We start from the raw sequence: 22921 nt of genomic DNA, 5'->3' as shown, positions 1-22921 counted from the left end.
CCTTGGTGGCGAGGGAGTCCGGTCGACGGCACCTCGGGCCGTCGACCTCACCCGATGACCCGGATCGGCACGGGGTTTGCGAGACTGATCCGGTGAGCCGACCGACACTCGACACCACGCGGCAGCGCCCCGTGCTGCCGATCGGTGCCGATGTCGACGTCGCCGTCGATCGGCTGCTGCACGGCGGATTGGTGGGCCTGCCCACCGAGACCGTCTACGGGCTGGCCGCCGATGCCGAGTCACGGACAGCGGTCGCGCGGATCTACGCCGTCAAGGGTCGGCCCGCCGACCACCCGCTGATCGTGCACCTCACCCCCGCACACGCCCTGCTCACCGCAACGGACGGCGGCGGCTGGGCGCGCGACGTCCCGGAGTATGCCCGGCGGTTGGCCGAACAGCTCTGGCCGGGCCCGCTCACCCTGATCCTGCCGCGCGGGCCGCGGGCGGGTGACCACGTCACCGGTGGCGGTGACAGCGTCGGGTTGCGCTGCCCGGCGCACCCGGTGGCCGCCGCCCTGCTGGAGGCGTTCGCGCGGACGGCCGGGCGCCCGGGTGCCGGCCTGGCCGCCCCGTCGGCCAATCGGTTCGGACGGGTCAGCCCCACCCGCGCTCACGACGTCGTGGTCGAGTTGGGCGACCTGCTGGACGGCGCCCGCGACTACGTGCTGGACGGCGGGTCCAGCCGGGTCGGGGTGGAGTCGACCATCCTCGACTGCACGGGTCCGGCCCCCGCCCTGTTGCGGCCGGGCGCGGTGAGCCTGGCCGAGGTGGTGCGTATCGGTGGGGTCGAGGCGGCCCCGGCGCCCCGGCCCGGGGTGCGCGCCCCCGGGACCTTGGCGACGCACTATGCCCCGCGCGCTCGGGTGCTGCTGGCCGCTGACGACGCGGCGGCCGACGTTCTCCTCACCCAACTCACCCAGCTCCCCGAACTCCCCGAGCCCACCGAGCTCGCCCGAGGACCACGCGTCGGGCTGCTGGCGCTCGAGAACATCGCCACCCCGGACGGCGTGGTGCGCCTGGCCGCGCCGGAGCAGGCCGAGGGGTACGCCCACGCGCTCTACGCCGCTCTGCGGGAAGCCGATTCGCTCGGTCTCACCGAGGTCGTCGCCGTCCCGCCGCCGGGGACCGACGCGCTGGCGACCGCGGTGACCGATCGGCTGCGCCGGGCCGCCGCGGGGGCACGATGAGCCGCTGGTCGCGGCGGCTGTCCGCCGTCGTGGTGCTGACCATGGCCGGCTGTTCGGCGCCGGCGGCCCCGGAGCCGATCTCAGCACTCAGCTCGGCGAGCTACCCCTCGGCGCCGACCAGCTCGACGGTTCTCACCACCCCCGGGAGCCCCGCGAGCCCCCGGGCCGTGGCGGCCAAGCCGTTGGCGGGCAGGGTGATCGTGCTCGACCCCGGACACAACGGCCGCAACGGCGCCCATCCCGAGGTGATCTCCAAGCTGGTCGACATCGGCAACGGTCGCAAGGCGTGTGACACCACCGGCACCCAGACCAACGCCGGCTACGCCGAGCACGCCTTCACCTGGGACCTGTCCAATCGGCTCGCGGCGGTGCTACGGGCTCGCGGCGCCACGGTGATCCTCACCCGACGCCACGACGCCGGGGTGGGGCCCTGCATCACCGAGCGCGCGGCCATCGGCAACCGCAACCATGCCGACGTGGCGCTGTCGGTGCACGCCGATGGTGGGCCGGCGTCAGGTCACGGCTTCCACGTGATCGCCCCGGCACGGGTGGGCGGCAACGCCCCGATCGTGGCGCCGTCCCGGCGTCTGGCCGATCAGGTCCGCGCGGCGATGCGACGAGCCGGCGAACCGTATGCCACCTACACCGGAGGGCGTACCGGGCTCACCGTGCGCCGCGACCTGGGTGGGCTCAACCTGTCGCGGGTACCCAAGGTGTTCGTCGAGTGCGCCAACATGCGCCACCGCGGCGACGCCGCGCACCTGTCGAGTTCGACGTGGCGGCAACGGATCGCGGTGGCGCTGGCCGACGCCGTGACCGCCCACCTGCAGGCCGAGGCCCGTCGCTGAACCGGAGCCGTGACCGGCTCCGACGGCTCAGCGGACGACGTCCTGAGCGGGCGTTGCCGTCACGGGCTCCGGGAGTGAAGGGGGCGGCGCCACGGCGACGTCCGATCTCTCGGGTGAGTCCGGCGAGCTCGGTGAGTTCGGCGAGCTCGGCGAGTTCGGTGAGTCCGGGACGGCCGTGATCGACCACAGCGATCGGCTGCTCAGCGCGAGTGCCACGGCCAGCGTCATCACCGCGGCGTAGACCAGCACCGTGACGCGCACCCCGATCCACTCACTGATCGGCCCCACCGCCGCAAACCCCAGCGGTACCAACGTGAACGACATCGCCAGTTCGATGGAGCTGACCCGCGACAAGGCCTGCACCGGGATACGCGTCTGGGTCACGCTGGCCGACAGCACCTCGCCCAGGTGCATCGACAATCCCGAGATCAGCATGCCGCCGGCGAACACCCACAGCGGCGCCCCCAGGCCCATGGCCAGGAAGGGCGCCACCCAGCCCAGACCCCACAGTGAGGCCGTGGCCAGCGGGCGCCGGGCCGGGATCCGCAACGCCAACATGCTGCCGACCAAGAACCCGACGGTCTGCGACCCCACCGAGATCGACCAGCCGATCGCGCCGTGGAAGTGCTCCTGGGCGAACACCGGCCCGAGCACGTAGATACCGCCCGCGTTGCAGAAGTTCAGGACGGCGAACTGGGTCAGGCTGATCATCATCCACGGCCGTGAGGTCACTTCCCGCAGCCCGCCGCGCCATTCCGAGATCATCGAGCTGCGGTCGGCGCGCGCGGTGCCGGGCAGGGCGAGGCCACGCAAGAGTGCCGCAGACACGAAGAAGGTGGCGGCGTCGACCATGAGCGCCCACCCCGGGCCGAACACGGCCACGAGCACCCCGGCACTGGTGGCGGCCAGGATGCGAGCCGCATTCTCGCCGGTCTGCTTGGCAGCTTGCGCCTGGCGGACCCGACTGAGCGGCACCAACAGCGGCAACACGCCGTCCGCCGCCGGCAGGAACATCGAGATGAGGGCGCCGTTGGCGAAGGACAGGATGATCAGCAGCGGCACCGTGGCATCTCCGGTGAGCAGCAACACCGCCAGCGCCGCCTGGCTGAGGCCGGCGCCCACGTCGGCCAGCACCATGGTGTGCTGACGCGAGAAGCGATCGGCGAGCAGGCCACCCCAGAAGGTGAAGATCACCTGGGCGAGGAACCGGAAGAACAACACGATGCCGAGTTGGGTCGCCTGACCGTCAGCACCGAGGCCGAGGATGGCGAAGCTCAGGGCGATCGGCGCAATCGTGCTGCCGTACACGGAGACCGTGCGCGCAGCGATGAACCGCCGGTATCGCCCATCGTGCAAGAGCCCTCGAACGCCGTCCATGGGTCCGTTTCTGTCAGGCGGTTGGGCCGAACCGCACGGGAGGGACGTGACTCGATCAGCCTAACCAGACACGGCGCACCGAGCGAGTCCCTGACGTCCGGGAAGCGCGGGCGTCGGTCGAACCCGTCGAGACGCGAACGTCAGGCGACCGCGCCGGGCGACTGGGCCGCCGAGGGCTTGACGGTCGGCGGCGTGGTCGGGGGCGTGGTCGGCGGTGTCGTGGGGGGCGTGGTCGGCGGTGTCGTGGGGGGCGTGGTCGGCGGCGTCGTGGGAGGCGTCGTCGGCGGCGTCGTCGTCGTGGGTGGCGTGGTCGGGGTGGTCGGCTTCGGCGTCGGCGTGGTCGGCTTCGGGGTCGGCGTGGTCGGCTTCGGCGTCGGCTTCGGCGTGGTGGCCTTGGTGGTCGGCACGGTGGACTTCGTCGTCTGCTGCCCGGAGCCCTGACCAGCGCCACCACCCGGGGCGGCAGGTGCCACCGTCTGGTCGTTGCGGCCGATCACGGAGATCCCGGCCGGTGAACTGGCCACGGGCACCGAGGCAGGCGGTAGTCCGTCTCCGCTGCCGGGTACCGGGGCCTCGCCCTCGGTACCGAGCTGTACGCGCTGCTCACCGGTCTGGTTCATGGCCGCGACCACGACGGCCCCACCGACGCCGAGGGTCGCCGCGACGCAGGCGACGATCAGGGCCAGGCGGCCGCTGCGTCGGCCACGCTCGGACGGCACCGACCCGGTGAGATCGATCAACCCGCCGGACGACTGCGCGCGGCGCGAGCGGGTCGGACCGGTCGGTTCCAGCACCCGCACCGGCGCCTGCGACGGCATCCTCACGGGGGCGTTGGCCGACAGGTCCATCACCACGAGGCGCCCGTAGGCATCACGAGGACTGCCGTGGCCTGCCCCCTCGTCGCCCTGGCCCCACCCGGCACCCGAGGCATCGGCGCGCACAACGGTCTCGGCCGAGGGGTCCGCCGACGGCGGGGCGTAGCTCGCCTGGGTGCCATACCCCGACGCGACTGGGCCCGATGTCGCAGCGGCGGGATAGCCCTGCGCCGGTGGATTCGAGGGGGCCGGCGGGTAACCGGCCGCGGCGGTGGGCGGCGCCTCACCGGCCGGCTGGAGCCAGGCAGGCGCCCCGGCATACCCGGGGGGCGGGTAGGCCGGCGGGAGCGGCACGTCGGGCCCGGCGGACGACCCGGCCACAGTCCAGGACATCACGCCTCCTCGAGGGCATCGGGTCGCCGGCAGCCGCAGGGACGCGGCTACAGGACTGGCGAACCCTACGGTAGGCCACCTGAACGGATCGGCGTGCCAATATCACGTCGACATAACGGTCGCTTACACAAAGTTGCGACCAACGGTCTTCCCTGACATGCCGTGATGTCCACCTTCGCGGCGTTCGCCCAGGCAGAACCCGCTGTGCATCACGCGCCGTCCCTTGGGCGTTGGTGCCTCTCGGTAATCGTCAGGTCAACTACACCTCAAGCTCGGACCGCGTTCAGACCTCGACGGCAACGGCCTCGGGCCGACGCGGCGCCGGCACGAGGCTGCCTGCCTGAAGCCGGGTGCGAGCCTCGAACGCATTGAAGGTCAGCAGCTTCTCGCTGGCGATCCCCGAGCCCCAGTCGAGCTCGGTGTAGCGGCCGTCGGCCAAGGCGCGGTCCACCACCGTGGACTCCAGCAGCCGGCCGGGAGAGTACCGCGAGTACGAGCTGTCGAAGTGCCCGTCGAAGACGCGGTAGCTGCGTCCGTCGGGCAACGCGATGACGTAGGCGGCCAGCTCGCTGTCGATGGTCAGCGTCGCCACCTCGATCCGGCCATCCGCGGCACAGGCCTGGATCAGCCGACGCCACAGGTGCAGGCTCTCGGCGTCGTCCAGGTCGCTGGCCCGGCCCGTGCTGTGATCCCGATCGACGTGGACCCGTTCGATCTCGGGCAGCAGCTGCTGGATCTCGGCGTCGTCGCGGGTGAAGTCGATGTGGACCGCCCGACCGTCGGTGACCAGGCGGTTGCTCGCCTTGCGCAGCTGACGGCGCATGTTGGTGCTCAGCAGGTTGTCCCCGCTGCGATAGTCAGCGAAGTCGACCCGCGGGATCGGCATCAGCTGACTGATCTCCGCGCCCGGCAGTTGCTGGGCCAGGATGCGGGCGACCCGGTCACCTTCGGGCAACTCGGGCATATCGAGGCGCCAGCGCCCACCGGAGGGCAGCGCATCGATGATGCCGCGGGCGAGCATCCGGGCGCCTCGATCCGAGCGCGAGGCGAGTCGGGTGCACTGCAGTGGGCCGCGGCCGATGGCGATCACGTGATGGACGCCGTCCACCACCTGCTGCGCGAGCAGCGCCGCAGCCTCGATCCGGTAGCCATTGCGCTCCCGCACGATGACGGCCATCGGGTCCCAGTCGCGGTGCACCGAGGTCCACGGTCGCAGCCACGTCCAGGTGGACATCAACGGCTTGCCCAGATCGGAGTGCAGCAGCTCGAGGTCCGAGGCGATGCCGTCCAGATCGTGCACGCCCGCCACCAGCTGCACCTCCAGCGCCGCGGTACTGACCGGCGTGGTGCGGGTGGCACCCCGGGTCGGCGCGAACAATGCCTCGGCACGTCGTGCGGGCAACGGGATGGAGAACAGGTACCCCTGTCCCCCGATGCAGCCCATCCCGAGCAGCTCGGTGAACTGGGCCTCGTCCTCGATGCCCTCGGCCACGGTGTCGATCTCGAGCCGGCGGGCCAGGTCGACCACGGCCGCCACCAGCGAGCGCGAGGTCGAGGAGACCGCCAGTTCCTGGACGAACGAGCGGTCGATCTTGATCACATCGACCGGGAAGTGCCGCAGGTAGCTCAGCGCCGAGTACCCGGTCCCGAAGTCGTCGATGGCGATCTTGACCTGCAAACCCTTGAGCGCCTCGAGCGTGGTCGTGGTCTGCCGGGTCTTGGCCAGCAGCATGCTCTCGGTGATCTCGAGGGTCAGCGCCGAGGGATCCAGGCCCGATTGGGCCAGGGCATCGGTGACGAAGTCGACCAGCCCCGGGTCGTGCAACTGCATCACCGACAGGTTCACGCTCACCCGTTGCGGTGCCGATCCGGGGTAGAGCCGCTGCCAACGGGCCACCTGGTGGCAGGCCTGCTGCAGCGTCCAGGCCCCGATCGAGGTCACCAGACCGGTTTGTTCCGCGAGCGGGATGAACTTGCTCGGGGTGATCAGGCCCCGCGTCGGGTGGTGCCACCGCAGCAGGGCCTCGACCGAGACGATCCGGCGGTCGGTGAGCCGGACGATCGGCTGGTAGTAGACCTCGAACTCACCTTGGGCCAGGGCCACCTGCAGGTCGGCCTTCAGCTCGAGCCGTTCCACGGCCTCGCTGCGCATCTCCTGAGCGAAGAACTCGAACCGCCCCTTGCCACTGGCCTTGGCGTGGTACATCGCCGCATCGGCGGCGCGCAGCAGGTCGTCGGCGTCCCGGAAGTTCTCGGCGTCCTCGACGGTGATCCCGACACTCGCCGACAGGGTGACGCTGCGATCGCCCAGCATCACGTGACCCGACAGAGCCTCCTGCACCCGGCGCGCCGCCGCCACGGCGTCCTGACGATCGACGGCGCTCTCGACCAGGATGGCGAACTCGTCACCGCTCAGGCGCGCGACCAGGTCCTCGTCACGCACACTCGCGAGCAACCGCTCCGCGACGAGCTGCAACAGTTGATCACCGCGCTCGTGGCCGAGGCTGTCGTTGACCGTCTTGAAGTCGTCGAGGTCGATGAACAGAACCGCGATGATGCCCGCCGAACGGGACCGACCGAACTCGTTCACCCGGCGGGAGAACAGCACCCGATTGCCCAGACCGGTGAGGGCGTCGTGCATCGAGTCGTGGCGTGCCTGCTTCTCGTTCTTCTGGATCACCCCCACCAGGGTCACCAGCCGGACGATGACCAGCAGGAAGAGCAGGCTCGAGCAGACCGTGGTCAGCAGCTTGTCGACCGGCTGGCCCCACAGCAGGTCGATGGCCGGCACCATCAGCGTGGTGAGGGTGAGCACCGCGATCCCCGAGTGGGTCATGCTCAGCCCGAGATCACGCTCCGTCGGCGGCTCGGCCATGTCCGGGTGCAGCGCTGCGGCAGCCAGCAGAATGTAGAAGCCCAGCCAGAACACATCGGCCACGCCACCGGTCTCGAAGACGCCGGCGGAGTTCAGGATGCCGTAGATCAGGTCGGCCACGAGCAGGCTGCACAACCCGGCCAGCAGCAGCCCGAAGGCGGGCCGGCGTAGGTGCACCAGCCCCATCAGTCGCGCAGCCACGGCGATCAACGCCACGTCCATGACCGGGTAGCAGACCGAGATCACCCGCCCGGCCAGGGTCAGGTTCGGGTCGGCGAGATACCGGTCCATGACCAGGACGCCGAACGCCGCGAAGGTGGCCACGGCGACGATGGCGGCATCGACCAGACTGGACCAGTCCCGGCCAGGCGAGGTCTGTGCCACCAGCCGCAGCAAGCCCATGATGACCAGGGGATACATCCCCAGATAGAACAGGTCGGCCACCGAGGGGAACGGGGCCTCGTCGGCAAGTGACTCGAGGATGTAGTAACAGATGTCGGCGGTGAGGAAGGATGCCTGGCCGGCCACGATCAGAAGCCAGGGACGACGATCGGCGGGCCGATTGCGCCGGATCCCGAACAGGACCGCCACCACGGCCGACAACCCGATGCCGTTGTACAGGAGCAAGTGGGTCAGATCGCTGCGCGGCACGAGGAAGTAGCCGGTGGCCACGAGCGAGGCGGCTGCGACGTACCCAGCCCAGAGGCGTCCTTTCACTCTCGGGCTATCGGCGCGGGAACGGCCCCGGTTGAATCAATCCCGCGACCTCGCGTCGATCGTGGCCGGCGGTCAGCCGGCCCGGAGGTTCGGGTTCACTTGGATCTTGCGGCCGATGCCCTGTTTGAACTGGTCCAGCGCCCGCGGGTAGTCCTCCAGCGGATACCGGTCGCTGATCATCACGTCCGGGTTGAGCACCCCGGCGGCGAACAGGTCGGCCGCTCGCTCGTAGGAGTGCAGCACCGCCATCGACCCGGCGATGGTGATCTCCTGGTTGTAGATCTTGAACGGCTTCCAGGTGGCCACAGCCCCCTCGTCCGAGACCCCGAACTGCAGGAAGGTGCCGCCCTTGCCGACCCGATCCAGGCCGTCCTCGATGGCCGCCACCACGCCGGTGCAGTCGATCACGATCTCCCAGCCGCGAGGCCGGTCGAGCTCATCGGCCGAGGTGACCGCGTTGCTCACGCCGAGGGTCCGGGCCGTCTCGAGCCGGTTGGGGTTGAGGTCGACGATGTCGACGCTGGCTGCGCCGGCACGCTTGGCCAGCTCGAGGTTCATCAGCCCCATGGTGCCGGCGCCGTAGATCAGGTAATGGTCACCCAACCGGGTGTTCAGCACGTCGAATCCGCGCACCGTGCACGACAGCGGCTCGATCAGGGCGGCGTCCGCGGTGCGCACGTGATCGGGCAGCTTGACGCAGTTGGCGACCGGGGCCTTGCAGAATTCGGCAGCACCGCCGGACACACTGACCCCGATCGCGTTCCAGCGCTCACACAGATTCCCCCGGCCCTGGCGACAGTAGTAACACTCACCGCAGAACAACGAGGGGTCGGCGGCCACCCGGTCACCGATCGCGAGTTCGGTCACCTGCGAGCCCACCTCGACCACGGTGCCGGCGAACTCGTGGCCCGGCACCACGGGCAGGGTGGGTGCGAACTCACCCTGCAGGATGTGCAGGTCGGTACCGCAGATGCCGCAGCCCTCGACGGCGATGACGACCTCGCGCGGCCCCGGGGTGGGGTCCGGCACGGTGGCGACCTCGACCTGCCCCACACCGGTGATGACTGCGGCCTTCATGGCGATCCTCTCTGGTGATGACGCGTGCTTACTTGACGGCGCCGAGGGAGAGGCCGCGGACGAGTTTGTCCTGTGCGGCCCAGCCGGCGATGAGGACGGGCAACGAGACCATGGTGGCGGCGGCGCAGAGTTGGGCGAGGAAGAGGCCCTCGCTGGTGATGAATCCGACCAGGAAAACCGGGGCGGTGCCGGCACGGACGCCGGTGAGGTTGACGGCGAACATGAACTCGTTCCAGGAGAAGATGAAGCAGATCAGCGCGGTGGCCGCGACGCCGGGCATGGCGACGGGCCAGACCACGCTGACCAGGACGCGCAGCAGACCGGCGCCGTCGACCTCGGCGGCCTCCAGGATCTCCTTGGGTACCTCGGCCAGGAACGAGCGCATCATCCAGATCGCGATCGGCAGGTTCATCGAGGTGTAGAGGATGATCAGGGTCCAGACGTTGTCCAGCATGCCGAGCTTCTTGACGATCAGGTAGATCGGCAGCAGCGCCGCGATCGCGGGCAGGAACTTCGTCGACAGGAAGAAGAACATCACGTCGGTCCACTTCTCGACCGGTTTGATGCTCAACGCGTAGGCGGTGGGGATCGCCAGGGCCAGCACGATCAGGGTCGAGATGATGCTGGCCATCGCCGAGTTGATCAGGAATGTCTCGATGCCGCGGGTGAACAGGGCGCGATAGCCGGTCAGGGTGAACGGCGCGAAGATCGAGGGTGGATTGGTGGCGGCGTCGGCCTCGGTGTGAAAGGACGTCAGCACCATCCAGGCGACCGGCGCGAAGAAGATCAGCGTGGCGATCCAGGCGATGATCGTCCAGACCGCCCCCGCCTGGGGCGCCAGGCCGGGTTCGGTGTTCTTGGGGCGGCGCATCAACCGCCGGGCCGCCGCAGCGACCGGGGGTGAGGTGTCGGCGGGATGGCCGGTGGTGGTCATGACGTGACCTCCTCACGGAACAGCGACGAGATGGTGCGCAGGGCGAAGGTGGCCACGATGATCGTGCCGGCCACCACCACGACCCCGGCCGCAGCGGCCTCGCCGTACTCGAACTTGCGGAACATGGTCAGGTAGATCTCGTAGGGCAGGTTCGTGGTCGCCCGGCCCGGACCACCCTGGGTGATCGTGTAGACCGCGTCGAAGGTCTGCACCAGGTAGATCGAGCCCAGCAGCACCGACAGTTCGATGTACTGACGTAGGTGGGGCAGCGTCAGATACCGGAACATCTGCACCCCGCTGGCCCCGTCGACTCGGGCCGCCTCGAGGATGTCACCGGGCTGGGCCTGCAGCCCGGCCAACAGGATCAGCATCATGAACGGGGTCCACTGCCATACCAGGGCAGCGACCACCGCAGCCATCGGGGTGTTCGACACCCAGTCGATCACCGGGCCGCTCTCGGCCCCGAACAGCCGGTAGATCCAGTTCAGGATCCCGTTGAACAGGCCGTAGTCGGGGTTGTAGAGCGCGTGCTTCCACAACAGCGCCGCCGCCGCGGGCATCACCAGGAACGGCGCGATCAGCAGCGTCCGAGCCAGACCGCGCCCGGGGAAGCGCCGATCCAGCAGCACCGCCAGCCCCAAGCCGAGCAGCAGGCTCAACACCACCGACGACGCCGTGAGCACCACGGTGTTGACCACCGCGGTGCGCAGCCGGTCATCGGTGAACACGGTGACGTAATTGGACAGACCCGCGAACGACCCGTAATGGCCCAGGCCGAGGAAGCTGGAACTGCCCGGACGCATCACGTTCCAGTGCAGCAGGGAGATCCCGATGGTCACCAGGAACGGAATCTGCGTGACGATGACGGTGAAGATCAGAGCCGGTAACAACGGCGCTCGGCGCCGCATCCGCTGGGCAGCACTCGGGCGGTAGGCCAGGGCCGCGATCTCCTCACGAGACCGGACACCCTCGGACACAGTGGCCATGAACAACCTCCGACAGGCAGAAGACCTCGAGGAACAGGTGACATCGACCGGGCCCAGACCAGGGTCCGGTCGCCCGCTCACACGGACGACCGGACCGGCCCACGGGGGACCCCGAGGCTACTTCTGGTACTTCTTGCCCACCTCTTCAGCCAGCTTCTGGCCGTTGGCCAGGGCCTGCTCGACGGTGCCCTTACCCGAGATCGCCGCCGAGACCTCCTGGGCGACCTTGGTACCCAGGTCGGCGAACTCCGGAACGGTCACGAACTGGATCCCGACCGTCGGACGAGGCTGGACACCCGGGTTGGCCGGGTCGACCTCCTGGATCGACTTCAGGGTCAGGTCGCCGAAGGCCGCAGCAGCGGTCTTGTACTCCGGCAACGCATAGGTCGAGGCCCGCTTGCCCGACGGCAGCCGCGACCAGCCCAGCTTCTCGCCGACCAACTTCTCGTAGTCCTTGCTGGTCGACCACAAGATGAACTTGGAGGCCGCATCGGCGTTCTTGGTGGTCTTGGGCATCGCCCAGGCCCACGCCCACAGCCACCCCGAGGTCTTGGTGACCTCGACCGGCGCATAGGCGTAGCCGACCTTGCCGGCCACCTTCGAGACCGCGGGGTCCTCCAACGAACCGGCCGCCGACGTGGCGTCGTACCACATGGCCACCTTGTTCTGGCTCATCGCGGTCAGGCACTCGGTGAACCCGGCCTGCCCCGCACCCGGCTCGCCGTGAGCCTTCACCAGATCGACATAGAAGTTGACCGCTTTGGTGAACTCCGGGGAGTTGACCTTGGCGTTCCAGTCCTTGTCGAACCAGGTGCCGCCCATCGTGTTGACCACCGTGGTCAACGGCGCGAACACCTCACCCCAACCGGCCAGACCCCGCAGACAGATGCCCTTCATGCCCGGCTCGGCACCGTCCAGCTTGGCCGCGAGATCGGCCACCTGGGTCCAGGTCGGCCGCTCCGGCATGGTCAGACCCTTGGCCGCCAGGATGTCCTTGCGGTACATCAGGAACGAGGACTCGCCGTAGAACGGCAGCCCGTACGCCTTGCCGTCGTCGCCCGACAGACCCTTGATGATCGAGGGAAGCACGTCGGGGTAGTCGTAGTTGGCGTCGGCCTTGGCGTAGCTGTCGAGTTCGTGCAGCCACCCGTTCTTGGCCCAGATCGGCACCTCGTACATCCCGACCGTGGCGACGTCGTACTGACCGCCCTGGGTGGCGACGTCCTGCGTCACCTTGTCCCGCAGTTCGTTCTCGGGCAGCACCGTGTAGTTCACCGTGATCCCGGTGTCCTTGGTGAACGTGTCCGCCGTCAGCTTCTGGATGTCGGTCATCTGGGGGTTCGCGACCATCAACACGTTGATGGACTTACCCCCACCACCACCGCCCGACGCCGACGCGTCACCACCACTGCCGCTGCTGCCGCCGGCACCCGCACACGATGTGAGCGCGAGCACCGACGCCAGGCCGAATGCTGCGGTCACGGCAAGGCGACGACTCTGTGCCTTGAGTTCCATCGATCCTCCGAAGATAGTGACGCCTGAGCGCTCAGATGAGCGGGGCGGGACTCAGATGAGGCATAGTGAGTGTGTTGGAGCCATCAATCCCGGGTCAACGGTCGATGCGAGAATGAGACCTATCGTGCTCAAACGAGCGCATCGGACACCCGGTTCGTCATCGGGAGCCGGCATGTCCACCACCGCACCCGCAGGTCCGGCCGAGATGGTGCTCATGGCCACCGTGGCCCGTCGCTACTACCTCGACGGGGTCGCCAAGAGCGACATCGCCCAGCAGATGGGCCTGAGCCGGTTCAAGGTGGCCCGCCTGATCGACCGTGCCGTGCAGACGGGGCTGGTGCAGATCCGGATCGGCTGGCCCGGCGATCTCGACGTCACCCTGTCCACCGAGCTCCAACAGCGATTCGGGCTGCGCCACGCCCTCGTGGTCGATGTCAACGACGAGCAGCCGGAGGCGCAGCGGGCGGCGGTCGGGGCCAAGGCCGCCGAGCTGCTCTCCGAGACGGTGACCACCACCGACGTGCTCGGTCTGGCCTGGGGTCGCGCCCTGGCCAACATGGCCCGATCGCTGCGCCGGCTGGCCTCGTGCGACGTGGTGCAGCTGACCGGGGCGCTGCAGATCAAGGACGACGCGGAGTCGAGTTCGGTCGACCTGGTCCGCGATGTCGCTCGGCTCTGCGGCGGGGCGGCGTACTACTTTCACGCGCCGATGATCGTGGCCACCGGCGAACTCGGAGACGCCCTGCGCGCCCAGCCCGAGATCGCCCGCGCGATCAGCCGGTTCCCCGCGGTGACCAAGGCCTTCGTGGGAATCGGCGGCTGGCGACCCGACGCCTCGACGGTGTTCGACGCCCTGCCGCCCGCACAAGCCCTCGAGTTGGCGCGGGCCGGGGTGTGCGCCGAGATCTCGGGGATTGCGATCGATGCGACCGGCACCCCGGTGCCGGCGTCCCTGGTGAGACGCACCATCGGGATCTCGGCCGAGCAATTGGCGGCCGTTCCCGAGGTCACCGCACTGGTCTACGGAGCCACCAAGGCCCCAGCCGCGGCGGCGGCACTGCGCAGCGGCATGGTGCACGGGCTGGTGACCACCCGCGACCTGGCCCTGGCCCTCCTGGCACTGCCCGACTGATCGGGTGCCGTCCGCCCGGCATGGGCATGATGGGGCCATGGGGTATCCAGCGACCGGCGAGCCGGACTATCTGACCATCAACCGGGCCATGTGGGACGAGCGCGCTCCGGCGCACGCGGCGTCCCCGGGGTACGCCGTCCAGCAGTTCGTGGACGACGCCACGCACCTGTCGCACGTGGTGCGGTTCGACCTGCCGCGCCTGGGCGACGTCAACGGCCTCGACGGACTGCACCTGCAGTGCCACATCGGCACCGACACGCTCTCCCTGGCGCGGCTCGGCGCCCGGATGACCGGGCTGGACCTGTCCCCCGCGTCGCTGGCCGAGGCCCGCACGCTGGCCGGGCGGCTCGGACTCGACGTGCCGTTCGTCGAGTCCGACGTGTACTCGGCCGTCGAGGCCCTGGGCGAGAAGCGATTCGACCTGATCTACACCGGCATCGGTGCCCTCTGCTGGCTGCCCGACATCTCTCGCTGGGCGCAGGTGGTGGCGAGCCTGTTGCGTCCGGGCGGACGACTGTTCCTGCGCGAGGGCCATCCGATGCTGTGGACCCTCGACGAGAACCAGCAGGATCGACTCACCGTCGCGTATTCCTATTGGGAGCAGGCCGAACCCTTCGTCGAGGTCAGTGACGAGACCTACGTTCCGACCGAGGTGCAGTTCACCGAGAACCTCTCGCACTCCTGGAATCACAGCCTCGGCGAGGTGGTCACCGCCCTCCTGGATGTAGGGCTGCAGCTGACCATGTTGGTCGAGCACGACAGCGTCCCGTGGGAGGCACTGCCAGGGCAGATGCAGCTGGACGACGCCGGCGAGTACCGGTTGACCGAGTGCCCCGAGCGGGTCGCGATGAGCTACACCGTGCAGGCGATCAGGCCGGTGGTCAGGCCTGGGTCGGCGCCGTGAACTGACTGACGTAGAGGTCGTGATACACCCCGCCGGCGGCCAGCAGCTCCTCATGGGTACCCCGCTCGACGACGTCACCGTGGTCCATCACCAGGATGGTGTCCGCATTGCGGATCGTCGACAGCCGGTGAGCGATCACGAAACTCGTTCTCCCGGAACGCAATCGAGCCATCGCCTGCTGAACCAACACCTCGGTGCGAGTGTCGACCGAACTGGTCGCCTCGTCCAGGATCAGGATCGGCGGATCGGCCAGGAAGGCCCGAGCGATGGTGAGCAGCTGCTTCTCACCGCTGGACAGGTTGGACGCCTCGTCGTCCAGCACGGTGTCATAGCCGTCGGGCAGGGTACGCACCAGATGGTCGACGTGCGCGGCCTCGGCGGCCCGGCGCAGCGCGTCGTCCACGCCCTGCGGTGCACTCTGGGCATCCGATGTCCCGTTGGACGAGACGTGACCGTTGGCCGCCACCAGGTCTCGGCTGTCGCCGTACCGGATGTTGTCCGCGATGGTGCCGCCGAACAACCACGCGTCCTGCAGCACCATGCCGAAGTTGCGGCGCAGATCGTCGCGACGCAGGTGACGGATGTCGACCCCGTCGAGCCGGATCGCCCCGCCGTCCAACTCGTAGAACCGCATCAACAGGTTGACCAGCGTGGTCTTGCCGGCGCCGGTCGGCCCGACGATGGCCACCGTTTGCCCAGGCTGGGCCTCGAGCGACAGATCGGTGATCAACGGGGCGTCCGGGGAGTATCCGAACGCGATCCGGTCGAAGACCACATGACCCCGCGAGCGCTGTGGCGCGACGTCCGGCGCCGCGGGCTCGGGCGATTCCTCGGACTCGTCGAGCAGCTCGAAAACCCGCTCCGCCGAGGCGATCCCGGACTGCACCAGGTTGGCCATACCGGCCAGCTGGCCGATCGGCATCGCGAACTGCCGGGAGTACTGGATGAAGGCCTGGACGTCGCCCAGTGACATCGACCCGGAGGAGATCCGCAGCGCGCCGATCACCGCGATGCCGACATAACCGAGGTTGGAGATGACATTCGTCGCAGGCATGATGATGCCGCTGACGAACTGGGCCTTGCGGCTGGCCTCGTAGACCTTCTCGTTCGAGGTCTCGAAGGTGGCCACGGCCTGCTGGCGCCGACCGTAGACGGCGACCAGCTCGTGGCCGGAGAACATCTCCTCGACGTGGCCGTTGAGCTTGCCGGTCCACATCCACTGGGCACCGAACTGGGGCCGCGAACGCTTGGCCACCATCACGGTCACCACCACCGACAGCGGCACCGTGACCAGGGCGACCAGGGCCAGCAACGGGCTGATCCACAACATGACCGCGAGAATGCCGAACACCGTCGACAGCGCGGTGATGGCCTGGGTCAGCGATTGCTGCAGCGTGGTCGAGATGTTGTCGATGTCGTTGGTCACCCGACTGAGCAGGTCGCCCCGCGGGTGAGAGTCGAAGTAGCGCAACGGCAGCCGACCCAGCTTGAGGTCGACCCGCTCGCGCAGCAGGAAGATTGCCCGCTGCGTGACGCCGGCCATGATGTAGGCCTGCGCCCAGCCGAACAGCGCCGCGGCGGCGTAGACGCCCACCACGATCAGCAGCGCCCGGAACAGCGCACCCAGATCGACGCCCTGCCCGGGCACCAGGTTGTCGATCCCGGCGAGCATGTCGGCCATGCGGTTCTCGCCCCGGGCGCGTAGAGCCGCCACGGCCTGCTCCTGGCTCACCCCGGCCGGCAGCTGCCCGGCGACCACGCCGCGAAAGACCACGTCGGTCGCGTTGCCCAGCAGCTTCGGCCCCGCCACCGAGAACCCCACACTGACCAGCGCCATCGCCACCACGGCGATCACCTGCGGCCGGTCCGCGTCGAGCAGTCGGAGCAGCCGGACGAACGATCCCTTGACGTCCTTGGGCTTGGCCGGCGGCGGACCGCCGCCGCGCATGAACCCCGGGCCGTGGCCGCTCATGCTGCGTCCTGCGCGGAGAGCTGGGACTCGACGATCTCGCGGTAGGTCTCGCAGCCGGCCAGCAGCTCCTCGTGACGCCCGGTGCCCACCACCCGCCCGGCGTCCAGCACCACGATCTGATCAGCGTGCAACACCGTACTGACCCGCTGCGCCACGATCACCACCGCCGCGTGCGTGGTCTCGCGCACCAGCGCGGCCCGCAGCCGGGCATCGGTGCCGTAGTCGAGCGCCGAGAAGCTGTCGTCGAACAGGTACACCCGCGGACGGCGCGCCAAGGCCCGGGCGATCGCCAGCCGCTGTCGTTGCCCGCCGGAGAAATTGGCCCCTCCCTGCTCGACCACGTGGGCCAGGCCATCGGGCAGCTCCCGGACGAAATCAGCCGCCTGGGCCACCTCGAGGGCATGCCACAGCTCGTCGTCCGTGGCCGACGGAGCGCCGAATCGCAACGTGTCGGCGATGGTGCCGGTGAACAGGAACGCCTTCTGCGGCACCAGGCCGAGCTGGCCCCACAGATGCTCCCGGGGAATCCGGCGGATGTCGACGCCGTCGAGCAGCAGCGACCCGTCGCTGACGTCGTAGAGCCGAGGGATCAGGTTGACCAGGGTGGTCTTGCCCGACCCGGTGCCACCGACGATGGCGGTGACCTGGCCGGGGCGCAGCGTCAGGTCGACGTCGTGCAGCACCGGCTCCTCGGCCCCGGGGTAGCGGAAGTCCACCTTGTTCAGCTCGATGATCGCCTCGCCGGACTCTGCCGAGCGCGCCGTCGGGACCACGGCGTCGTCGGCGTCGGTGATCGCCGGTGCGGTGTCGAGAACCTCGTTGATCCGCTCGGCGGAGGCGGCGGCACGCGGCACCATCGCGATCATCATGACGGCCATCAGCACCGAGAACAGGATCTGCATCATGTAGCTGATGAAGGCTCCCAGGGTGCCGATCTGCATCTGGTTCTGGGAGATCAACCGGCCGCCGTAACCCACCACACCGACGCTCGCCACGTTGATCACGAACATCAGGACGGGGAAGGTGAAGGCGAACAGCCGGGCCACGGCGAGCTGGGTGTCGGTCAGTGCCCCGTTGGCCTCGGCGAATCGTGCCTCCTCGTGCTGGGTGCGCACGAAGGCGCGGACGACGCGCACCCCGGTGAGGTTCTCGCGCAGTACCTGGTTGATCGCGTCGATGCGCTTCTGCACCACCCGGAACAACGGCAGCGCCCGGCGCAACGTGAGCAACACGATGGCCATCATGATCGGGATGATCACCACCAGCAGCGTCGACAGCCGGGCGTTCTCGCGTACCGCCATGATCACGCCGCCGATGACGGTGATCGGGGCCATCGCCATCAGGTTCAGACCCATCAGCACCAGCATCTGCAGCTGCTGCACGTCGTTGGTGGTCCGGGTGATCAGGGACGGCGCACCGAACGTCGTCACCTCGCGCAGCGAGAACCGCTCGACCTGGGTGAACAGGGCCGCACGCAGGTCACGGCCCACCGACATCGCGACCCGGGAGGACAGATACGTCCCGGCGATCGCGGCGAACCCGACCACCACCGAGATCACGAGCATGATCACGCCGAGTCGCATGATGTGCCCGGTGTCGCCGAGCAGAACCCCCTCGTTGATGATGTCGGCGTAGAGCGTGGGCAGCACGAGCGCCGCGATCGCCTGGGCCAGCAGCAACACGAAGATCACCATGATGGTGGCCCGGTAGGGCGGCAGCACACGCCGCAACAGTGGCATCACCCGGCCATCATGACTCACCCCTCGCTCGGCTGTGACGCGGGGGCGATGGTCACCGTAGGGTCAACGCATGCTCGACGACCGCCGGGTCACCGGCCCCTCACCCGGCCTCGACCCGGCCGCCATCGATGCCGTCGTGTTCGACATCGGCGGGGTGTTCGTCATCCGTCACCACGAGCCCATCCGCCGTGGGTTGGGGCGGGCCGGGTTCGAGCTGCCCGAGGACCCCGAGCTCTACCACCGCGCCCACCACGTCGCCGTCCGGGCGATGTCCGACCTCGTCGCCGAGCTGGGCACGGTGCACGAGTACGACCGGGCGATCTGGCGTACCTGGGAGCAGGCCTACCTGAGCTGCCTCGGGGTGAGCGCCGACCAGATGGACCTGGCGCTGCAGGCGATGCTCGATCAGGTGCACACCCACGACGTCAAGAGCCTGTGGCGCCAGCTGCTGCCGCGCAACATCGACGGGTTCCACCGCATCGTGGCCTCCGACCTGCCGGTGGCGGTGGTCAGCAACAACAACGGCACCGCCGAGGAGCAGTTGAGCCACTTCGGGATCTGCCAGGTGGGTCCCGGCTCGCTGCCGAGCGTGACGATCGTGGTGGACTCGGCCCTGGTCGGCCTGACCAAGCCGGACCCGGCGATCTTCGAGCCCGCGCTGGCGGCGCTGGGCACCCAGGCCGCCCGCACCCTCTACGTGGGCGACACGGTGCACGCCGACGTCCAGGGTGCCCGAGCCGCCGGCATGCCCGTGGTGCAGCTCGACCCCTACGACCTGCACGCGGACTTCGACCACGCGCGCCTCCCCCACGTCGACGCCCTCGCCGACCTCCTCCTACCGTGATCATGCAATCCGCGCACATTTCCCCCGTGATCATGCAATCCGTGCACAAAAGGGTCCGATACCCGCTCCTGATCCGCTCCACGAGGGGGGCCTCAGCCCTCGGACGCGTGACCGCGGCGCATGGCCGACACCACCATCCTCGAGCTCCGCCGAGGCCTGGTCCCCGGTCCTACCCTGGTGGTCAGCATCGGCAAGGAGGCGGCGTGACGCTCGCAGGGCTCGATCTCGACGCACTCACCCGCTGGTTCGACGCGGCCCACCCCGCGCTGCGACGGGGGCCACTCCACGCCGAGCGCCTCACCGGGGGGTTCTCGAACCTGACCTACCGGGTGAGTGACGGCGTCACCACCTGGGCGCTGCGCCGCCCCCCGCTCGGTCACGTCCAGGCGACCGCACACGACATGTCCCGCGAGTTCCGCATCCTGCGCGGTCTGCACGGCAGCACGGTGCCGGTCGCCGAGCCGATCGCGCTCTGCGAGGACGTCGCCGTGCTCGGCGCGCCGTTCTACCTGATGTCGTTCGTGGACGGCGTGGTGCTCGATCGGCCCGAGGTGCTCGCCACGCTGGCAGCGCAGGACGCCGGTCGCAGTTGCGTGCTGCTGGTGGACGCCCTGCTCGCCCTGCACCTGCTGGACGCCGACGCCGTGGGCCTGGGCGCGCTGGGGCGGCCGGAGGGCTTCCTGGAACGGCAGATCCGACGCTGGACGACGCAGTGGGGCACCTCGCAGACCGAGCCGCGCCCCGCCGTCCAGGAGTTGATCGACCGCCTGGCCACCGACGTGCCGGCGCCGTCGGCCGCGGGGATCGTGCACGGCGACTACCGGCTCACGAACGTCATCTACACCCCGGACCTCGACCGGGTGGCGGCCGTGGTCGACTGGGAGATGGCCACCTTGGGCGACCCACTCACCGATGTCGGGCTGCTCGTCGTGTACCAGGAGCTGTCGAACACGGGCGGCTTCGTGATGCCGCGACTGTCCCCCGAGAAGGGATTTCACACGGCCGATCAACTCGTCGAGCGCTATGCCGCCGGCTCACCGCGCGACCTGACGCGGCTCGGCTGGTACGTGGCGTTCGGCTGGTTCAAGCTCGCGGTGATCGCCGAGGGGATCCACTTCCGGTACCTGCAGGGCAAGACCGTCGGCCCCGGGTTCGACTCGGTCGGGGCCTCGGTGCCGTTGTTGTTGGCCTCGGGGTTGGCCACCCTGGACGCCTGAGATACGCCACCAGCACCACGCAGCAACACCCACCAGCAGCGAGGATGACGTCATGGACTTCCGGCACAGTGAGCGCTCACGCGCCGTCCACCAGCAGGTCGAAGCCTTTCTGGCCGAACGCATCTACCCCAGCGAGCACACCTTCGAGGCCCAGGCCGCCGCGCACCGGGCCGCCGGCACGCCGCACCGCACCCCGGTGGTGATCCAGGAGCTGAAGGACGAGGCCCGCAGCCGGGGGTTGTGGAACCTGTTCCTGCCGGACGACGAGCACGGCGCCGGGCTCAGCGTGCTCGACTACGCGCCGATCGCCGAGCTGTCCGGCCGCTCGCCTGCCCTGGCCCCCGAGGCGATGAACTGCAACGCCCCGGACACCGGCAACATGGAACTGCTGCACCTGTTCGGCACCGACGAGCAGAAGCAGCGGTGGCTGAACCCGTTGCTGGACGGGCAGATCCGCTCCTGTTTCTCGATGACCGAGCCGGACGTCGCCTCCTCCGACGCCACCAACATCCGCGCCACCGCCGAGGTGGTGGGCGATGAGATCGTGCTCAACGGGCGCAAGTGGTGGTCGACCGGGGCGATGCGCCCCGAGTGCGAGATCTCCATCGTCATGGCGGTCACCGACCCGGACGGCGAGCGCCACGCCCGGCACTCGATGATCCTGGTCCCGATGGATGCGCCGGGGTTGACGGTCGAGCGGTCGACCCTGGTGTTCGGGTACGACGACGGCCCCCACGGTGGGCACGGCGTGATCAGCTACGACGACGTGCGGGTGCCGGTGAGCTCGGTCCTCGGCCCGCGCGGGGGTGGGTTCGCCATGGCCCAGGCACGCTTGGGGCCGGGTCGGATCCACCACTGCATGCGTTGTCTCGGCATGGCCGAACGGGCGCTGACCCTGATGTGCGAGCGGGTGTCGACCCGGACGGCGTTCGGGCAGCCGCTCGCCCAGCAGGGCGTGATCCGCGAGTGGATCGCCGAATCCCGGATCCGCATCGAACAGGCCCGGCTGCTCACCCTGAAGGCCGCCTGGATGATCGACACCGTGGGCGCCGAGAACGCCCGCACCGAGATCGCCGCGATCAAGGTGGTGGCACCGCGGACGGCGGCGTGGGTGCTCGACAAGGCGATCCAGGCCCATGGTGCCGCCGGCGTCAGCGACGACACCCCGCTGGCCGAGATGTGGGCGCAGGTGCGCACCCTGCGGCTGGCCGACGGACCGGACGAGGTGCACCTGCGATCCATTGCCCGCGAAGAGCTTCGGGCTCTGCGTCAGTCGTGACCACGACCTCGAGGCCGGCCATCACCACCAGGCCGGCCGAACCTCAGCGGTAGCCGAACTCCTCGGCCATCGCCAGGCACTCGGCGAGCGACAGCACGCCGTCCGAGGTGTGCGCCGAGCGCAGGCAGGCCGCGGCAGCACTCACCCCGGCACGCAGGCAGTCCTCCACCGGCCAGCCGTCGTGCAGACCGTGGATCACGCCGCTGGCGAAGGCGTCCCCGGCACCCGTGCTGCTGACGATCTCGGTGCGCGGCAGGTTCACCGACCCGTGCCGCCACACCTGCCCACCAGACGCCGCGGCCACACACCCGGCCGGGAAGTGCACCGCCACCAGCCGGGCCACACCGCGATCGATCAACCGTCGGGCGACGTCCTCGAGTACCGCCCAGTTCGGCGCCCCGCCGGAACTGCCCACCGAGGTCGCCCCCACGGCGTCCAGGTCGACCTCGGCGAGCGCCGTGGCCTCGACCTCGTTGATCACCAGGTAGTCCAGGTGCGGCAGGCACGGCCCGGCGAGGCGGCGTAGTTCATCCGGGGCCAGCGAGACCAGCTCGAGGTTGGTGCGCATGCCGAGCGCTTGCGCGGCGGCGAACACCTGCGGCCAACCGTTGGTGGGCTCACCGTCGAGGCCCGAGCGGGCGGCGTCCAGGGTGCGGTGCAACCCGGGGGCGCCCATGTGCAGGATGCGCGCGGTCGAGGTGGCCAGCGGCACGTCGTCCGGACTCAGCTCGGCATTGGCGCCGGGGTGGTGGAAGAACGTCCGCGAGCCGCCGTCCCGCACCACCATGGCATCGGTGAAGGACGTCGCCGCGGCCTTGGTGCGTCGAATCCCCGAGGCGTCGATCGCGTTGGCACGCAATGCATCGAGCATGAAGTCGGCGTGTGCGTCGTCGCCGATCACCCCGGCGATGGCCAGCGGGAAGTCGGCGCCGAGCCGGTGCAGGTCGACGGCGAGGTTCACCGCCGGCCCACCCGTGCTCAGCGTGACCGAGTCGATCACCGCCAGCAGTTCCTGCGAGGGATAGCGATCGATCACCTTGCCGACATCGACCACGATCGATCCGGCACAGAGCACCCCCGAGCGCTCCTGCGAGTCGACGGGCGACACGG

Annotated in this window: 17 protein-coding genes; 7 read left to right on the top strand and 10 right to left on the bottom strand. The window is 69.4% G+C overall.

Features of this window, described 5'->3' with window-relative positions; translation table 11 throughout:
* Nucleotides 1–92: 92 nt before the first annotated feature.
* Nucleotides 93–1187: a threonylcarbamoyl-AMP synthase gene (locus IPK24_04490; protein ID MBK8074829.1), complete on the top strand. Its 1095-nt coding sequence runs from the start codon at nt 93–95 to the stop codon at nt 1185–1187.
* The gene (locus IPK24_04485; GenBank protein ID MBK8074828.1) at nt 1184–2035 is read left to right on the top strand and encodes an N-acetylmuramoyl-L-alanine amidase; all 852 of its coding nucleotides are present in this window, start codon (nt 1184–1186) and stop codon (nt 2033–2035) included. The genes IPK24_04490 and IPK24_04485 overlap by 4 nt, the downstream gene beginning before the upstream one ends.
* Nucleotides 2036–2062: 27 nt before the next feature.
* Here IPK24_04485 and IPK24_04480 read toward each other — a convergent pair whose 3' ends face one another.
* The 7 genes from IPK24_04480 to IPK24_04450 form a co-directional block, all read right to left on the bottom strand.
* Nucleotides 2063–3412, bottom strand: a complete 1350-nt coding sequence (locus tag IPK24_04480; protein ID MBK8074827.1) for an MFS transporter — start codon at nt 3410–3412, stop codon at nt 2063–2065.
* A 140-nt stretch (nt 3413–3552) separates the two neighbouring features.
* Nucleotides 3553–4620, bottom strand: coding sequence for a hypothetical protein (locus IPK24_04475; GenBank protein ID MBK8074826.1), 1068 nt, complete (start codon nt 4618–4620; stop codon nt 3553–3555).
* 283 nt (nt 4621–4903) lie between these two features.
* Entirely contained in the window at nt 4904–8212 is a 3309-nt protein-coding gene (locus IPK24_04470; GenBank protein MBK8074825.1) for a GNAT family N-acetyltransferase, read from the bottom strand.
* Between the two features lie 72 nt (nt 8213–8284).
* Nucleotides 8285–9289, bottom strand: a complete 1005-nt coding sequence (locus tag IPK24_04465; protein ID MBK8074824.1) for a zinc-dependent alcohol dehydrogenase family protein — start codon at nt 9287–9289, stop codon at nt 8285–8287.
* 28 nt (nt 9290–9317) lie between these two features.
* Nucleotides 9318–10223 carry a carbohydrate ABC transporter permease gene (locus IPK24_04460; GenBank protein MBK8074823.1) on the bottom strand — a complete coding sequence of 302 codons (906 nt, stop codon included), beginning with the start codon at nt 10221–10223 and terminating at the stop codon, nt 9318–9320.
* The gene (locus IPK24_04455) at nt 10220–11209 is read right to left on the bottom strand and encodes a sugar ABC transporter permease (protein MBK8074822.1); all 990 of its coding nucleotides are present in this window, start codon (nt 11207–11209) and stop codon (nt 10220–10222) included. Before IPK24_04455 ends, IPK24_04460 begins: the two co-directional genes overlap by 4 nt.
* Before the next feature lie 117 nt (nt 11210–11326).
* Complete coding sequence (locus IPK24_04450; protein ID MBK8074821.1) at nt 11327–12724, bottom strand: sugar ABC transporter substrate-binding protein; 1398 nt, start codon at nt 12722–12724, stop codon at nt 11327–11329.
* 172 nt (nt 12725–12896) lie between these two features.
* Between IPK24_04450 and IPK24_04445 the strand changes: the two genes are divergently transcribed.
* Nucleotides 12897–13856 (top strand): transcriptional regulator, encoded by a 960-nt coding sequence (locus tag IPK24_04445; protein ID MBK8074820.1) that lies wholly within the window; start codon nt 12897–12899, stop codon nt 13854–13856.
* Nucleotides 13857–13893: 37 nt separating this feature from the next.
* Complete coding sequence (locus tag IPK24_04440; GenBank protein MBK8074819.1) at nt 13894–14760, top strand: class I SAM-dependent methyltransferase; 867 nt, start codon at nt 13894–13896, stop codon at nt 14758–14760.
* Here the strand turns inward: IPK24_04440 and IPK24_04435 are convergent.
* Nucleotides 14738–16732 (bottom strand): ABC transporter ATP-binding protein, encoded by a 1995-nt coding sequence (locus IPK24_04435; protein ID MBK8074818.1) that lies wholly within the window; start codon nt 16730–16732, stop codon nt 14738–14740. The two genes, IPK24_04440 and IPK24_04435, sit on opposite strands and share 23 nt — an antisense overlap.
* On the bottom strand, nt 16729–18471 hold the full coding sequence (locus IPK24_04430) for an ABC transporter ATP-binding protein (protein MBK8074817.1): 1743 nt from the start codon (nt 18469–18471) through the stop codon (nt 16729–16731). Before IPK24_04430 ends, IPK24_04435 begins: the two co-directional genes overlap by 4 nt.
* Nucleotides 18472–18541: 70 nt before the next feature.
* Between IPK24_04430 and IPK24_04425 the strand changes: the two genes are divergently transcribed.
* Genes IPK24_04425 through IPK24_04415 form a run of 3 tightly spaced genes read left to right on the top strand, consistent with a single transcriptional unit; the run spans nt 18542 to nt 21811 of the window.
* Entirely contained in the window at nt 18542–19315 is a 774-nt protein-coding gene (locus tag IPK24_04425) for an HAD family hydrolase (GenBank protein MBK8074816.1), read from the top strand.
* A gap of 32 nt (nt 19316–19347) precedes the next feature.
* Nucleotides 19348–20532, top strand: a complete 1185-nt coding sequence (locus tag IPK24_04420; GenBank protein MBK8074815.1) for a phosphotransferase family protein — start codon at nt 19348–19350, stop codon at nt 20530–20532.
* A 52-nt stretch (nt 20533–20584) separates the two neighbouring features.
* Nucleotides 20585–21811: an acyl-CoA dehydrogenase family protein gene (locus IPK24_04415; protein ID MBK8074814.1), complete on the top strand. Its 1227-nt coding sequence runs from the start codon at nt 20585–20587 to the stop codon at nt 21809–21811.
* Between the two features lie 43 nt (nt 21812–21854).
* Here the strand turns inward: IPK24_04415 and IPK24_04410 are convergent, their stop codons facing one another.
* Nucleotides 21855–22919: a carbohydrate kinase family protein gene (locus IPK24_04410; protein ID MBK8074813.1), complete on the bottom strand. Its 1065-nt coding sequence runs from the start codon at nt 22917–22919 to the stop codon at nt 21855–21857.
* Nucleotides 22920–22921: the final 2 nt, after the last annotated feature.

It is taken from the genome of Kineosporiaceae bacterium (assembly GCA_016713225.1).
In the GTDB taxonomy this organism is placed as follows: Bacteria; Actinomycetota; Actinomycetes; order Actinomycetales; family Kineosporiaceae; genus JADJPO01.
This window is presented reverse-complemented; position numbering and strand designations above follow the sequence as displayed.

Coding starts and splice junctions, on each gene's coding strand:
- IPK24_04445 (MBK8074820.1), top strand. CDS start 12,897: ATGTCCACCACCGCACCCGCAGGTCCGGCCGAGATGGTGCTCATGGCC.
- IPK24_04455 (MBK8074822.1), bottom strand. CDS start 11,209: ATGGCCACTGTGTCCGAGGGTGTCCGGTCTCGTGAGGAGATCGCGGCC.
- IPK24_04475 (MBK8074826.1), bottom strand. CDS start 4,620: ATGTCCTGGACTGTGGCCGGGTCGTCCGCCGGGCCCGACGTGCCGCTC.
- IPK24_04435 (MBK8074818.1), bottom strand. CDS start 16,732: ATGAGCGGCCACGGCCCGGGGTTCATGCGCGGCGGCGGTCCGCCGCCG.
- IPK24_04480 (MBK8074827.1), bottom strand. CDS start 3,412: ATGGACGGCGTTCGAGGGCTCTTGCACGATGGGCGATACCGGCGGTTC.
- IPK24_04440 (MBK8074819.1), top strand. CDS start 13,894: ATGGGGTATCCAGCGACCGGCGAGCCGGACTATCTGACCATCAACCGG.
- IPK24_04450 (MBK8074821.1), bottom strand. CDS start 12,724: ATGGAACTCAAGGCACAGAGTCGTCGCCTTGCCGTGACCGCAGCATTC.
- IPK24_04465 (MBK8074824.1), bottom strand. CDS start 9,289: ATGAAGGCCGCAGTCATCACCGGTGTGGGGCAGGTCGAGGTCGCCACC.
- IPK24_04425 (MBK8074816.1), top strand. CDS start 18,542: ATGCTCGACGACCGCCGGGTCACCGGCCCCTCACCCGGCCTCGACCCG.
- IPK24_04420 (MBK8074815.1), top strand. CDS start 19,348: ATGCAATCCGTGCACAAAAGGGTCCGATACCCGCTCCTGATCCGCTCC.
- IPK24_04460 (MBK8074823.1), bottom strand. CDS start 10,223: ATGACCACCACCGGCCATCCCGCCGACACCTCACCCCCGGTCGCTGCG.
- IPK24_04415 (MBK8074814.1), top strand. CDS start 20,585: ATGGACTTCCGGCACAGTGAGCGCTCACGCGCCGTCCACCAGCAGGTC.
- IPK24_04485 (MBK8074828.1), top strand. CDS start 1,184: ATGAGCCGCTGGTCGCGGCGGCTGTCCGCCGTCGTGGTGCTGACCATG.
- IPK24_04430 (MBK8074817.1), bottom strand. CDS start 18,471: ATGCCACTGTTGCGGCGTGTGCTGCCGCCCTACCGGGCCACCATCATG.